Raw genomic sequence first — 14,603 nt, 5'->3', positions numbered from 1 at the left:
CCCGCTGCCGGGTGACCGTCTACTCCACCAGCGTCAACTCACCATCGCTATAGCGCACCTCACGTCCCAACCATGCCACATCAACCTGCGGCAGTACCGCCGAGGGCTTGCGCAATTCGCGCAGCAGCGTCGATCCATGGGACAGGCGCCCGCCCATGCGCGCGATCACTGCCCGGGCGCGTTGATAGTGGGCGTGGCGGCCAGGGTCGAGGGTGTCTTCCAGCAGGATATCCTCGCCGAGAATGCCTTGGGCTTGACCCGGGTAGATCAGGAAGCCGTTCGCCTGCTCGGTGCCTTCGCGGCCGTCCTGCCAGAAACTGCCGTCGCGGGTGCGGATGTCCGGGTGCGGCGCAAACCAATAGGCTCGATCGGCCAGTGGCATGGCGTGGTGCAGGCGAAAGAACATCCGCATCAGGTTGTCGCGGTACCACTCACGCACTTGCAGGTAGTAACCGCGCAAGCCCGGCAGCCCGGCTCCATGGGCCAGGCGAATCGCCAGGGGCCACTGGGGGAATGCCTGCAAGGGCAGCTCGGTCGAGGCCGGTCGCAGTGTCGCCGGGTCGGTTTCCCAGGGCAGGCGATGGGGGCTGTGCTCAAGGTCGTCATAGGCGGTCGGCGGGCGGCCCAAGAGGTCGCCGCCGCTGCTGGCCAACGCACTGGCGATGCACAGGTTGCCTTGCACCACGAACACGTAGAAACGGGTGAACCAGTCGGCCAATCGCTGGCCGTCGGCGCCTTGTGCGGTCAGTTCGAACAGCTCCCGGTCGAAACGCCGCAAGCCCGTCTCGAGCGTCAGCAAATGCCCACGCGCGATGCGTTGCATGCGCAGGAACAACGGCAGCGAACGTATCAGGCGCAACGGCCGCCAGGGCAGGTGCGGCGCCGCGCCGCCGACCTCTCCCGCATAGCGGTTGGCGCTGATGCCCCAGTCGGCCAGCCGGGCAAGGAACAGGTCGTTGTTGATGTACGACGCGCCGCCAAACACTGCCGTGAACGGCTCGTTGTCCTGCAATACCCGTGCGTCCCAGCGCGCCATGATTGCCGGAATGCTCGCCGCCGCCCGGCGTTGGGTGTACTCCACCAGGACGCTGGGTTGCGGCGGCAGGATTTCGGCGATGTTGGCGGCGGTCAGGTGGCGGCGCCAGCCGTAGTCACTGATCGGCCGGTATTGCAGCAACCAGAGCTGCGTGCCGTCCCACGCCCATTCAACGTCGCCGGGCACATAGTGGAACACCCGCAACACGCCTTGGAGAAAACGCCACAGCGCCTCTTCGGTCAGGCCATGGGCGGGCTTGAAGGTGCCGCTGCTCCAGGCCGCGCCGAGGCGGGAAAGGGTCGCGCGCTCGGGGCTCGCCTGGCCATCGGCCAACGACTCCAGGTGCCCCTCGACCCACTCCAGTTCGACCGCCAGGTGGCGAACGAAGGCGATCCCGGACAGTCGCGGTGTGATGAACCGCTGCACCACCACTTCCTCGACGCCCGCCGCTGTCAGCTCGGCGATGCGCGCCGGCACGTTGCCGGTCGGCTCACGCAGGAACGTGGTGCTCAGGCCGGCATTCGCCGCATCCGCCTGATCCTCGCCGTAGCTCGAGGAGCGCACTGCCCAGGTCGCGTTCGGTTGGCTGGCAAGAAACGTTGGCAGGCGCAGGTCGTGGCAATCATTGAGGGTCAGCGCCGACGGCACCGCTTGCCCGGCCAGTTCCGCCAGGCGCAGGCGCCCGCCCTTGGTGTGCGCGACGAACCCACGCTCGCCCGATTCCAGCCAGGCGGCGAACTCGGCCGGTGCGTCGATCCAAGGGTAGTGGCCCCAACCGGGCTTCAGGCTGATGGTCAAGTCGGCCCGAGCAAGAATGGCAGACCAGGCCGCTGCCTGCTCGACGCCCAGCACGTTGTCCTGATCGCCCCACACCAGTTCGACCGGGTCGGTGATCCATTCCAGCAGCGGCAACGCGGTGTCGGCACGCACCAGGTCCCAATGCGGCACAAAGGCCCGGCAGCGGGCGTACCCGGCGCCCATGCGTTGGTACTGCGCGGGCGTCCAGGTCTGGCGGGAAAACTTGTGGGCAAACAGCGTCGGCTTGTTGGAGAGCAGCCAGTGAATGGTCTTGCGAATCGGCAGCGGCGACATCAACGCCGGCAGTCGTCGCTGCCACAAAAACGCGCCCACCGGTGCCAGCAACACGCTACGGCAAAAGTGCCCCGGTTGACGTTGCAAGGCGTGCAGCACCAACAAGGCGTTCACGCCAACCGCCATGATCGCGCTGCCCTTTTCCGTCGCCGCCAGCAAGGCCTGGGCGTAGGCCGCCAGGTCCTCGCAAGGGGCTTGCGGGTTGCTGCCAAAACCCGGCAACTCCAGCGGCACCACGTCGTAGCATTCAAAGTGCGGCAACGCGTCGTCCCACCAATCGGCGGCGCTGCCGTTGCCGGCCAGCAGGTACATCCGGGGCTTGCTCATGGGCGCTCCTCAGGCCAGGTCGCGCAGGGCAGCGTCGAGGGTCGGGTAACGGAACGTATAGCCCGCCTCGACGAGACGGCTTGGTAGCACACGTTGACCGTCGAAAAACAACTGGGCCATTTCGCCTGCCAGGGCGCGCACCGGCGCGGCGGGAATGTGGAACCACACCGGGCGCTTGAGCACCTTGCCGACGCTTTCGGCGAACAGTGCCTGACTGACAGTTTCCGGTGCCACCAGGTTGTAGGTACCGCTCAGGCTTGCGTCATCGAAGGCGCGGGCGATGACGGCAATCACGTCGTCGCGGTGCACCCAGCTCATGATTTGCCGACCATCGCCCATCCGCCCGCCGAACCCCAGCCGAAATGGAATCAGCAGCGGCAGCAACGCGCCGCCCGGACCAAACACCACACCCAGGCGCATCACCAACTGGCGTACACCCAGTTCGGTGGCGGGCAGCGCCGAAGCTTCCCAGCGCGCACAGAGTTCGGCCATGAAGCCATCGCCCCGGCTGGCGCTTTCATCGAGGCTTTCGCTGGCATCCCGCACGCCGTAGAAGCCGATGGCAGACGCTTGAACCCACAACGCCGGTTTGTGCCGGGCGTTCTTCAGCCAAGCCATCAACGCTTCGGTGGTATTGACCCGGCTGGCGATGAGTTGCGCCTGACGCTTGGGGCTCCAGCGCGGGCCGGCCACCGGCGCGCCCGCCAAGTTGATCACCACGTCGAAGGTTTCGTCATGGCCCAGCTTGCCCAGCGAGCGCAGGCACCGGGCACGGCCGTCGAACAGGTAGGCGGCCTTCAATGGATCGCGGGCCAACACGCTGACCGTGTGCCCGGCGTCAAGCAGTTGATTGACCAGGGTTTCGCCGATAAACCCGGTGCCTCCCGTGACCAACACGCGCTTGTAGGCGCCACCGGCAAACGGGTTGGCGGGCTTGCCCGCGCGTTGCATGCGCAGCGCTGCCAACCCGTCTCGAATTCCCGAGGCCGTGACCCCAACGGCGAACAAGGTCAGCAACCAGCCACGCCAGCCCAAGTCAATCGCGCCCAGGCCGGTCGGCAAACTCGCCCACTGCGCCAGTTGCACCCCGTACAACGCGAAGAAGGCGCCGCCATTGACCGCCAACACCGTGTGCATGATGCGCTCGATGGGCGGCAACTTGCGGCTGCGATCCTCGACCACAAAATCCCAGAGCGTCAGGCCGATCTCCAGCGCAAACAACAGCGCGATGACAATCGCCCATGTCCCCTGGAAGGCCAGATGGGCGATACCCAGGAACAGAATCCCGTAGAAGCACGAGCGCAGGGCGTGGATGGAAAGTTCCAGGCGAGCGCTGTGGCGATAGGGCAACGCGACGGTGAGTTCGTGGTGATACAGGGTATCCAGCGCGCCCAGGATTGCCTGGGCAATCAGCAGCGCGATGGCCCAGTCCAGCGGTGAAAAGTCAGGCATGGTTTGAATCACTCGACGCATTGGCAGTCAGGGATGTGCGGCGGTCGTGGCGATAGAGCCAGAACAGCGGCGGCAATAAAACGAGCAGTGCGACGCTGTCGAACCACAAGTGTGACCAGACCTGTGCCTGGGCGGAAATCAGCATGTCCTGGGGTGCCCAGAGCAGGATGCCGGCGATCAACCAGCCCCAAGGCATGGCGTTCTTCAAACGATTGCCGATGTGCACGAGGGCGAGCATGTACAGCGCATAGCTTTGCAGCGTGGCGCCGAACAAGGCCAGCCACCAGACCTGCTGCGCATGGGCCATCGCGGGCACCACCGTGTCGGCGCCCCAGAAAGCTTGTTCGATGTTCTGCAGATAACCGTCGAGCAAGCCCGAATGACCGGCCCAGGTCAGCGTGACACCGGCGAGCAGGTGCATCAGGGCGGCGGCATAGAGCCAAACGACCAGGGCTTTGCGAAGGGTACTGGGAGGGGTTGGCATTCCGTGTCCTGAAGGCTTGCTTGAGGGCGGCCAGTCTAAAGGAAATGGAGAGGGCTTTACTTGGCTAATGGGCCGGGCAGCGATAAATAAAATCCGCCGTCTGGTGCACATGAAACCTAAGCCGAACCCTCGCCACAGGTTTGTGTGCTGCTTTCGTGCAGCGGAGTCCTAGGAGATTTCCTTCGAGTTGCGGCGATGTTGATGAACTTGTCCGGCTTCGGGCTCACCGCTAGTCTGGGTTTGTCACTGAAAAAACGGTGACACGGACGTGCAAGTCCGGGTAAAAGACGTCGCACATCGCTATGAGCCTTGATCAAGGCTCTCTTTATGGCGGTTGTGCGTGGGAGATTTTTCCGCAAGGTGAAATCTGCCGGGGTTCCGTCTGCCCGGTCTTGCACACCTACGTACAACTGCCACCTCATTTGCGTGCAAGCGAAGGGTGTCAGTTCCAACATTACAGATGGAGCTACACGACATGTTCAAGGTCACGCCAAATCCGCCAGGAAACCCTGGCAGCGCCTGCGATAAATCTTCGAAGACCAAAAAGCTCGACGAAGCCGCCGAACGCGCCCTCGACTACTACCTCAACCCCAAACCGGCCGATGAAACCTCGGGCAAAACCCAAACCGCCCAGCTCTTCATGGTCGCCCCGGACATCGACACCGAAACGCTGCTGGCCAATGCCTCCGAAGACCTGCGGTCCATCAGCGCCATCGCTGCCGATCTGGCGGATGATGTTGAGGGCAGTCGTCGCAGTGTGATCCTGGCGATCAGCCGGATGGCCGATGGGGTGCATTTGCTGGTGGAGCGGGCGATGGATCGGCTTGAGGTTCAAGCGGCGGGCTGACACTCCTGCGGTGAATGGACGATTGCCATCGCGAGCAAGCTCGCTCCCACAGGGGTTTTGTGTCATTTGAAAATGTGAGATCAACACCGCTCAACTGTGGGAGCGAGCTTGCTCGCGATGACGCCAGCCCAGACAACCCAAATCCGTGTAGCGTAGGAGCTTGCTCCCTCGCCACAGGGTTCATTCAACCCACGGGCTAACGCTGCATCCCCCAACGCTTCACCGTCACCCGCTCCAAACTGTCGAACACCAGGTTCTCCACCAGCAACCCAATCAAAATCACCACCGCCAACCCGGCAAATACCTTGTCGGTGTACAGCTCGTTGCGATTCTGGAAGATGTACCAGCCCAATCCACCCTTGCCGCTGGTGGCGCCGAACACCAGTTCAGCGGCGATCAAGGTGCGCCAGGCGAACGCCCAGCCGATCTTCAACCCGGCGAGGATCGACGGCAGCGCCGCCGGGATCAGGATGAACAACACGAAGCGCAGGCCCTTGAGCCCATAGTTGCGCCCAGCCATGCGCAGCGTTTCCGACACACCGAGAAACCCCGCGTACATGTTCAACGCCAGGGCCCACAGCACCGAATGCACCAGTACGAAGATCAGGCTGTTCTGCCCCAGGCCGAACCACAGCAGTGCCAACGGCAACAGGGCAATGGCTGGCAACGGGTTGAACATCGACGTCAGTGTGCTGAGCAGGTCACGGCCCAACTGCGTCGACACCGCCAGGGTGGTCAGGCCGAACGCCAGGATAATCCCCAGCAGATAGCCCTTGAGCAACACCACCAGGGAAATCCACACCTTGCCCAGCAGCTCGCCGCTGAGCAAACCGTCGTACAACGCGCTGGCGGTCTGCAGGAAGCTCGGCAGCAGCAGGTCGTTGTTCTGGTAGCGCGCCACGCCCTCCCACACCAGCGCCAGCACGAACAGGATCAAACTCTTGCGCAGCCAACCCTGTTGCCAGAGGCGCTGGCCCAAGGGCAACTCGCGCTCCAGCGGCACATGGGTCAGGGGTTGCAGGTCGACTTCATACTCTTGGCGCGCAGGCGATAACTGGCTCATGGTTCGTTCCCCCTTAATACGCGATACGAATGTCGGCGAAATCCAGCTCGCGCTCGGTCTCCGGCGACTGGCCTTGTTCGAACAACAGCGAATGAATCCGCCGCGCCGTGTGCTGGAACCCCACGCCCCCAAGGCTGTGCAAATCGTATTGATGGCTGTGGATTTCCGCCCGCACTCGCCCCGGGTGCGGCGACAACAACAGAATGCGATTGCCCACCACCAGCGCCTCCTCGATGGAGTGAGTGACGAACAGCAGGGTGAAGCGCACCTCTTCCCAGAGCAGCAGCAATTCTTCCTGCATCTTGCGTCGGGTCAGGGCATCGAGGGCGGCGAAGGGCTCGTCCATCAGCAGGATTTTCGGCTGCATCGCCAGCGCTCGGGCAATCGCCACGCGGGCCTTCATGCCACCGGACAAGGTGTGTGGATAGGCATCGGCAAACCCCGCCAGGCCGACTTTATCGAGGTAATGCAGCGCCCGCTCCTCAGCCTCGCGGCGCTTGAGGGTATGGGACGCCAACAGCGCAAACATCACGTTCTGCTTGACGGTTTTCCACGGTGGCAGTTGATCGAACTCCTGGAACACCACGATCCGGTCCGGCCCCGGCGCGTTGACGGTCTGGCCTTGCAAGCGAATCTCGCCCTCGCACGGCGTGATGAAGCCGCCAATGGCCTTGAGCAAGGTGGACTTGCCGCACCCCGACGGGCCGAGCAGTACAAAACGGTCTGCCGGGTCGACTTCGAAACTCACTTGATGGGTGGCCCGCACCACCCGCTGCGGGGTGCGGTATTCCAGGCTGACGTTATCCACCGACAACAACGCCGTGCCGGTGCGAGTGGGGTTGCTGGCCGCGTGGCCTTGCAAAAGCGCGTTCATGGCAATCAGCTCCCCTGCAGCGGTTTGACGTCCTGGAAGAAATAGTCTTCCCACGACGCCGGCTTGTTCTTGATCGCGCCGACGCGGTAGAGGAACTCGGCCAGCGGGTAGGTGTTCTTTGGCGTGACAGTGAATTCGATCTGCGGGTTGTCGATGATCTTCAGCAAGGTGGCCCGGTCGATCTTGGCCTTGGTCACCCGCAAATAGGTGTCCGCCGCCGCGCCTTTATCCCTTTGGGCGAATTCGGCCGCTTCGGTCAGCGCCTCGACGAACGCCTTGTAGGTCTTCGGGTTTTCATCGCGGAATTTTTCCGTGGCGAACAGCACCGTGGGCGAGTTCGGACCCAGCACATCGTAGGAATTGAGCACCACGTGGACGTTGGGGTTTTGCAGGGCCTGGTCCTGGAACGGCGGGTTGGAAAAATGCCCGGTCAACTCGGTGCCGCCGGCAATCAACGCCGCCGTGGCGTCCGGGTGGGGGACCGCCAAGGTGTACTTGTCGAGGCGATTGAAGTCCTTGTCACCCCACTGCTTGGCGGCGGCGTATTGCAGGAAGCGCGACTGCACCGAAACGCCCACCGCCGGCACCGCGATGCGGTCCTGCTCGGTGAAGTCGGCGATGGTCTTGACCTTCGGGTTGTTGCTCAACAGGTAATAGGGAAAATTGCCCAGGGAGGCCACGGCTTTGACGTTCTGCTTGCCACGGGTGCGGTCCCAGACCGTCAACAACGGCCCGACGCCAGCCCCGGCAATGTCGATGGACCCCGACAGCAACGCGTCGTTGACCGCCGCGCCGCCCGACAGTTGAGTCCAATCGACCTTGATATCGATGCCTTCCTCCTTGCCGTGCTTTTCGATCAGTTGCTGGTCGCGGACCACGTTCAGCAACAGGTAAACGATGCCGAATTGTTCAGCGATACGAATCTCGCCCTCGGCCTGGGCACTGGCGGGCGCTACCAGGCTGCCGGCCAGCAGGCTGAAACCCAGGCCGATGGCGGCGGCCAGCGGTGCAAAAACGATGCGTTTGGACATGGTGATTCTCCGGGCTCTTTGCGCGAGGCGCAGCCGATCAGAAGGGGGCATCGCCCTGGATGGTGGTGCGGTACAGCTTGCGGCGCAGATGGCTCGGGCAACCGGCGGCCAAGTGGATCAGCGAGCGGTTGTCCCAGAACACCAGGTCATGGGGCTGCCATTGATGGCGATAGATGTTCTGCGGCAGCACGCTGTGGGCATACAGCTCGGCCAGCAGCGCTGTGCTTTCGTCTTCCGGCAGGCCAACAATGCGGGTGGTGAAGCCTTCGCTGACGAACAACGCCTTGCGCCCGGTTTCCGGGTGGGTGCGCACGATCGGATGAACGACTTCGGCGACCTGGGCCAGTTGCTCCGGCGTCAGCGTCGGGCGCCAGTTGCCTTCGAATTTGGTTTCGCTGTAGCGCGCCGTGTAGGAGTGCGCCGCCGAACGCCCTTCCACGGCCTTGCGCAGCGCTTCGGGCAAGCCTTCCCAGGCCTTGTGCATATCGGCGAACAGCGTGTCGCCGCCTTCGCTCGGCAACTCCTGGGCGTGGAGCATCGAACCCAGGCTCGGCAATTCTTTATAGGAAAGGTCCGAATGCCAGAACTTGCCCGCATCCCCCAGGCCGATGGATTGGCCGTTTTCGATGATGTTGGAGACGATGAGGATTTCCGGATACCCGGCCAACAGGAACTGCTTGAGCACATGGATTTGCAGCACGCCGAAACGGCGGCTGAAGGCGATCTGTTGTTCGGGGGTGATGCGTTGGTCGCGGAACACCACGACGTGATAGTCCAGGTGCGCACGGTGGATGCGGGCGAAGTCCTGGTCGTTGAGCGGTCGGGACAGGTCCAGGCCAACGATCTCGGCGCCTACGGCATCGCGAAACGGGCGGATGTCGAACGACTGCGGCGCAATGTTCGCGATAGGTGAATCTGGAGAATAAGAGACGGCTGGCATACATCACTCCCACGCACAGCGCGCTAACGGGCGCGCAATCGATCAAAACTCACGGCGTTACCGTGTTGGTTTGTGTCGTGCGGCGCGCCGATTGGTCGGCAGGTACGCAGGAGGATGACTTTAAGGCTATAAGAACTTGAATTTAAATACCGTTAGCGAATAACGATATGGCATTTTTTTTTGGGAGCGAGCCTGCTCGCGATGGCGTCAGGTCAGACACTTCTTTGTCGCTGAGACACCGCCATCGCGAGCAAGCTCGCTCCCACAGGATCCCACAGGGGTCAATTACCGTGGCGAGGGAGCTTGCTCCCGCTGGGTCGCGCAGCGGCCCCGAAAAGCGATGAGCGCTTCGCACTCAAGCGGGAGCAAGCTCCCTCGCCACAAGAACCTCTAACACCCAAATCATCAAGCCTGAAGCTCTCAAGCTCTCAAGCTCTCAAGCAGCCAGGGTGAGGAGCCTACCGCTCGTGCAACGCCTCGGCCCGGGCCTTGATGATCGGCTTGAGCAGGTAGCTGAGCACGGTTTTCTTGCCGGTGATGATGTCCACCGAGGCGACCATGCCCGGGATGATCAGCAGCGGTTTGTCATCGGTGCCCAGGTGGCTGCGTTCGGTGCGCAGCTTGATGATGTAGTAGGTGGTTTTCTTGTCTTCATCGGTGATGGTGTCGGCGCCGATCTGTTCCAGCTTGGCTTTCAGCCCGCCGTAGATGGTGTAGTCGTACGCGGTGAATTTCACCGTGGCACTCTGGCCGGGATGCAGGAAAGCGATGTCCTGGGGACGGATTTTCGCTTCCACCAGGATGGTGTCGTCCAGCGGCACGATTTCCACCAGGTCGCTGCCGGGCTGGATCACCCCGCCGATGGTGTTCACCAGCAACTTGTTGACGATACCGCGTACCGGTGAAGTGACCAGGGTCCGGCTCACCCGATCTTCCAAAGCCTTGCCGGTGGCCTGGGCCTTGTTCAGGTCGGTGCGGGCCTCATTGAGCTGGGTCAGGGCGTCGCTGCGGAATTTACCGCGGGTCTCGTCGATCTTGCGCTGCACTTCCTTGATCGCCGATTCGGCACGAGGGATCGCCAGCGTCGTGGCGTCCAGTTGCCCGCGGGTTTCAACTTCAGCGCGCTTGAGTCGCAGCACTTCCACCGGCGACACCGCGCCCTGGGCCACCAGCGGCTCGGACATGTTGATTTCCTGGCGTTGCAGCGCCAGGCCGGAGCGGTACTGCGCCTGCTTGGAAATGAACTCGCGCAGTTCTTGTTGGCGCTGGATCAACTGTTCCTGCAAGCCGCCAATTTCATCGTGCAGTTGCTGGCGGCGGCTGAGGTACAGCGACTCTTCGCTGGCCGCCTGGCGCGGTACGGCCTTGAGTACATCGGCGGGGAAGTTCAGCGGCCGGTCATCCACCTCGGCACTCAGCCGTTCAACACGTAACAGCATGGACTGGCGATCGGCCTCGGTTTCGCCCACGTTGGAGACAAACCGCGTGTCGTCGAGGCGAATCAACGGCGCGCCGGCTTCAACGATTTGCCCTTCCTTGACGAACAGCTCGGCGACGATCCCGCCCTCCAGGTTCTGGATTTTCTGGATCTTGGACGAGGGAATCGCCTTGCCGTCGCCCTTGGTCACTTCGTCGATCACGGCGAAATTGGCCCATAGCCCGAGGAATATAAAGAAGCCGATGATCCCCCAGATGGTCAGGCGCACCACTCGTGGGGCGTCTTCGATCAGGGCCTTGTTGACCTCGGGCAGCGGTTGCCCGTGCAGCGAGTCGGAGCCTTTGAAATAACGGCCGACAGCGCCCTTCAAACCGGTTTTAAGCAACACTGATCTGCCCCTTCTTCAACGCTTCCATGACAGCGGCTTTCGGGCCATCGGCGAGAATCTGTCCACGGTCGATCACCAACAGGCGGTCCACCAGCGACAGCAAGGACGCCCGGTGCGTCACCAGCAGTACGGTCTTGTTCTCCACCACGGCGGCCAGGCGCTGTTTCAAGCGTTCTTCACCGGTGTTGTCCATGGCGCTGGTGGGTTCATCCAGCAACAGGATGGGCGGGTTGAGCAGCAGCGCGCGGGCCAGGGCGACGTTCTGGCGCTGACCACCGGACAGGTTCTGTCCGCGCTCACCGACTTGCAGTTCATAACCTTGCGGATGCAGGCGGGCAAATTCATGCACGCCCGCCAGCTCGGCGGCTTGGAGCACCAGCTCGTCTTCGACGTAACGGGCGCCGGAGGTCAGGTTGTCGCGCAGGGTACCGGCCAGCAGTTGGATGTCCTGGGGCACATAGCCAATGTTGTAGCGCAGTTCGCTGACGTCGATCTGGCGGATATCCACGCCGTCCACCAGCAGCGCGCCGTCGTCCGGCTGGTACAGGCCCACCAGCAACTTGGCCAAGGAACTCTTGCCCGAGCCGCTGCGGCCGATGATGCCGATTTTCTCGCCCGGCTTGATCACCAGGTTGATGTTCTTCAGCGCGGGGTTCTGCTGGTTCGGATAAGTGAAATTCAACTGACGGCATTCAATGGCACCCTGCAGGACCTTGCGGCTCAGCGGGCGCTCGTCGAAATTGCGCTCTTGGGGCAGCTCCATCATCTGGTCGACGGATGTCATGGTCACCCGCGCCTGTTGGTAGCGGGTCAGCAGGCCCGACAGCGAAGCCAACGGGCTGAGGGCTCGGCCGCTGAGCATGTAGCAGGCCACCAGTCCACCCATGCTCAGGCTACCGGCGATGATCAGGTAAACGCCGAAGACGATCATGATCACCCCGGCCAGTTGCTGGATCAGCAAGGTGATGTTCATCGCCAGGCCGGACAGCATTTTCACCCGCAGTTCGAGGCGGCTGAGGGTGCCGATGGTCTGTTCCCACTGGTACTGGCGTTCGCTCTCGGCGTTGTTGACCTTCACCGCGTCAAGGCCGGCCAGGGTTTCGATCAGGCTGGATTGGCGCTCGGCGCCCAGAGCCATGGTGCGCTCCATGGTCGCCACCAGGGGCTTCTGCAAGGCGTAGCCGATCAGCAGGGCAATCGGGAACGCCAGCACCGGAATCCACACCAGGTGCCCGCCGATAATCGCGATGACCATGAAGATCAGCAGGGTGAACGGCAAGTCGATCAGGCTGGTGAGGGTCAGCGAAGCGAGGAAGTCCCGCAGGCTCTGGAACTCATGGATGTTCTGGGCAAAGCTGCCGACCCGCGCCGGGCGGTATTTCATGGACATGCCGACGATGCGTTCGAACAGCGTCGCCGAGATGATCAGGTCGGTTTTCTTGCCGGCCAGGTCCAGGCACAGGCTGCGTAGCATCTTGAGGATCAGGTCGAACACATAGGCGCCGCAGATACCCACGGCCAATACCCACAGGGTCGATTCGGCCTGGTTCGGCACCACGCGGTCGTAGACGTTCATCACGAACAGTGGCGCGGCCATGGCGATGATGTTGATCAGCAGGCTCGCGGCAATGGCATCGGCATACAGCCAGCGGGACCGTTTGAGGGTATCGCGAAACCACGAACGCGCCCGTGGGATCAGCGTGCCGTGGTTAACGTCAAATTTATGCTGCGGCTGGGCGAAGAACACCTTGCCGCTGTAGTCATCGGCCAGCAGTTCACGGCTGATGGTCACCTCACCGCCGTCGCTTTCGCTGAGCAGCAAGCGCGCCTGATCGTCACCGACCCAGCCCAGCAGCACGGCACTGCGGCCTTCCTTGAGCAACAACAGCGCTGGCATGGCGATGGTCGGGATCTGCTCGAGCTTGCGTTGCAGTACCCGACCTTGCAGCCCGGCACGGGCCGCCGCGCGCGACAATAATTCGACGCTCAGGCGCTGCTTGGGCAGCGGCAGGCCGGTGGTGAGCATCGCCGCGCTGGCCGGCTTCTGGTGCAGCATGCAGAGCGCCAGCAAGCCGTCCAGCAGCGGGTCGTCGTGCAGCGTGCGCGGGTCATGAACTAGTTCGACTGGACTGACTTCTGATTCCACGCTCGGCACTCTGACTGATTAAAACGGGTGGTAGGACTCAATTCATCCCAGGCAACTGGACCTTGGGCTTCATGTCGTTCTGCACAACCGATGCCAACGGCGCTACCACACCCTGGCTTTTCAGCAGCTGGCCCATGGTTGCCTTGATCCGGTACTGGGTGAACAGCTGCACATTCTTGATTTCCGCCAGGCGCCGGGACGCGCTGAACAGCTCGTTTTCGCTGTCGAGCAAGTCGAGCAGGGTCCGCTCGCCGAGGCTGAACTGCTTCTGATAGGCAGTGCGCACGTTAGCGCTGCGATCCACGTATTGCTGGGCGACCGGCACCTGGGCATTGGCGTTGTTCAAAGCGTTCCAGGCCAGTCCCAGCTCTTCGTTCAGCTGGCGCAGCGCGTTGTTGCGGATATCCAGGGCCTGGTTGGACAGGTACGACTTGGATTCCAGATCCGCCTTGTTGCTGCCGCCGGCATACAGGTTGAAACGCATGCGCAACATGGCTTGCCATTCATTGTTGTGGCCGTTCTGGCCATCCAGGTCGTTATCGGCAGTGCGGCCCAGCTCGGCGTCAAAGCGTGGGTAGAAACTCGATTTGGCGGCTTCGTACTGTTGCTCGGCAGCGGCGATGTCAGCTTCGGCCGAACGCAGCACCGGGCTGTTTTCCAGCATCTGGGCGCGGGCTTCGGTCAGGTTGGCCGGCAGCAACGCCAGAAAATCGGCAGGGCGTTCCAGTTGATCGGGCAGTTGACCAACGGCGCTGAGGTAGTTGGTCTCGGCATCGGCCAGGTTGGTTTGTTCGGTGATCAGGTTGTTGCGGGCCTGGGCCATGCGCGCTTCGGCCTGGTCCAGGTCAGCGCCGCTGCCCACGCCACGGGAAGTGCGCAGCTTGATCTGGTCGAAGATGCGCTCGTGGCTCTTGAGGTTTTCCTCGGCCAGGCGCACGAACTCGCGACGGGTCAGCACGTCCAGGTAGACCTGGGCCACCGTCAACCCGGTGCGCTCGGACGCGTCCAGCAACGAGTAGGCACGGGCATTGACGGTGGCTTGTTGACGCCCCACTTCGCTGGACGTCGCAAAACCGTCAAAAACCATTTGCGACAGGCGCAGGCTCGACTCGCTGCGGTTCAGGGTTTCCCAATGATTGGTCCCGCCCGAACGAGTGGTGACGCTGTCGGTGCCTTCACGGCCGTATCCGGCTGCAAGGTCCACTCTAGGCAGGTAGCCGCCCTTGGCCGCCTTGAGTTGGTAATCCGCCGCGAGGCGACTGTTCACGCCAGCCTGGATTTCAGGATGGACATCCAGCGCCTGTTGCATGGCCTGCGGCAAGGTTTGTGCTTGTACAAAACTGGCGGCGAGGGCGAAGGGTAAAACCATGAACAGGGGCGAACGCATGGTGGATTTCTTCCTGAAACACTTGTCTTGGATCACAGCGAAACGTGGCGCTGCATCGGATGATGGCAACCGGAATGACCGTATATCGGAAAGTTCAA

11 protein-coding genes are annotated in these 14,603 nt (G+C 62.5%); 1 reads left to right on the top strand and 10 read right to left on the bottom strand.

What is annotated here, in order from left to right; all coding sequences use genetic code 11:
* Positions 1-19 precede the first annotated feature (19 nt).
* The 3 genes from KI237_RS01380 to KI237_RS01370 are packed head-to-tail and all read right to left on the bottom strand — an operon-like array spanning position 20 to position 4,391.
* Positions 20-2,455, bottom strand: coding sequence for a PEP-utilizing enzyme (locus KI237_RS01380; protein ID WP_212798480.1), 2,436 nt, complete (start codon positions 2,453-2,455; stop codon positions 20-22).
* Positions 2,456-2,464: 9 nt separating this feature from the next.
* On the bottom strand, positions 2,465-3,907 hold the full coding sequence (locus tag KI237_RS01375; protein ID WP_212798479.1) for a TIGR01777 family oxidoreductase: 1,443 nt from the start codon (positions 3,905-3,907) through the stop codon (positions 2,465-2,467).
* Positions 3,900-4,391, bottom strand: a complete 492-nt coding sequence (locus KI237_RS01370; protein ID WP_212798478.1) for a cell division protein — start codon at positions 4,389-4,391, stop codon at positions 3,900-3,902. Before KI237_RS01370 ends, KI237_RS01375 begins: the two co-directional genes overlap by 8 nt.
* Before the next feature lie 475 nt (positions 4,392-4,866).
* Between KI237_RS01370 and KI237_RS01365 the strand changes: the two genes are divergently transcribed.
* Positions 4,867-5,238 (top strand): DUF6124 family protein, encoded by a 372-nt coding sequence (locus tag KI237_RS01365; RefSeq protein ID WP_212798477.1) that lies wholly within the window; start codon positions 4,867-4,869, stop codon positions 5,236-5,238.
* 196 nt (positions 5,239-5,434) lie between these two features.
* Here the strand turns inward: KI237_RS01365 and KI237_RS01360 are convergent, their stop codons facing one another.
* From KI237_RS01360 to KI237_RS01330, 7 genes are all read right to left on the bottom strand, one after another.
* Complete coding sequence (locus KI237_RS01360; protein WP_212798476.1) at positions 5,435-6,301, bottom strand: ABC transporter permease; 867 nt, start codon at positions 6,299-6,301, stop codon at positions 5,435-5,437.
* Between the two features lie 13 nt (positions 6,302-6,314).
* Positions 6,315-7,175 carry an ABC transporter ATP-binding protein gene (locus tag KI237_RS01355; protein WP_212798475.1) on the bottom strand — a complete coding sequence of 287 codons (861 nt, stop codon included), beginning with the start codon at positions 7,173-7,175 and terminating at the stop codon, positions 6,315-6,317.
* Between the two features lie 5 nt (positions 7,176-7,180).
* Entirely contained in the window at positions 7,181-8,206 is a 1,026-nt protein-coding gene (locus KI237_RS01350; RefSeq protein WP_212798474.1) for an ABC transporter substrate-binding protein, read from the bottom strand.
* Positions 8,207-8,243: 37 nt separating this feature from the next.
* A complete protein-coding gene (locus tag KI237_RS01345; RefSeq protein ID WP_212798473.1) occupies positions 8,244-9,146 on the bottom strand; it encodes a TauD/TfdA dioxygenase family protein in 903 nt (300 codons plus the stop codon).
* 458 nt (positions 9,147-9,604) lie between these two features.
* Positions 9,605-10,972 carry an HlyD family type I secretion periplasmic adaptor subunit gene (locus KI237_RS01340; protein ID WP_212798472.1) on the bottom strand — a complete coding sequence of 456 codons (1,368 nt, stop codon included), beginning with the start codon at positions 10,970-10,972 and terminating at the stop codon, positions 9,605-9,607.
* Positions 10,962-13,118, bottom strand: a complete 2,157-nt coding sequence (locus KI237_RS01335; protein ID WP_212798471.1) for a type I secretion system permease/ATPase — start codon at positions 13,116-13,118, stop codon at positions 10,962-10,964. The genes KI237_RS01340 and KI237_RS01335 overlap by 11 nt, the downstream gene beginning before the upstream one ends.
* A gap of 37 nt (positions 13,119-13,155) precedes the next feature.
* Positions 13,156-14,505 carry a TolC family outer membrane protein gene (locus KI237_RS01330; RefSeq protein ID WP_212798470.1) on the bottom strand — a complete coding sequence of 450 codons (1,350 nt, stop codon included), beginning with the start codon at positions 14,503-14,505 and terminating at the stop codon, positions 13,156-13,158.
* Between the last annotated feature and the right edge of the window lie 98 nt (positions 14,506-14,603).

The organism is Pseudomonas sp. St316 (genome assembly GCF_018325905.1).
In the GTDB taxonomy this organism is placed as follows: Bacteria; Pseudomonadota; Gammaproteobacteria; order Pseudomonadales; family Pseudomonadaceae; genus Aquipseudomonas.
This window is presented reverse-complemented; position numbering and strand designations above follow the sequence as displayed.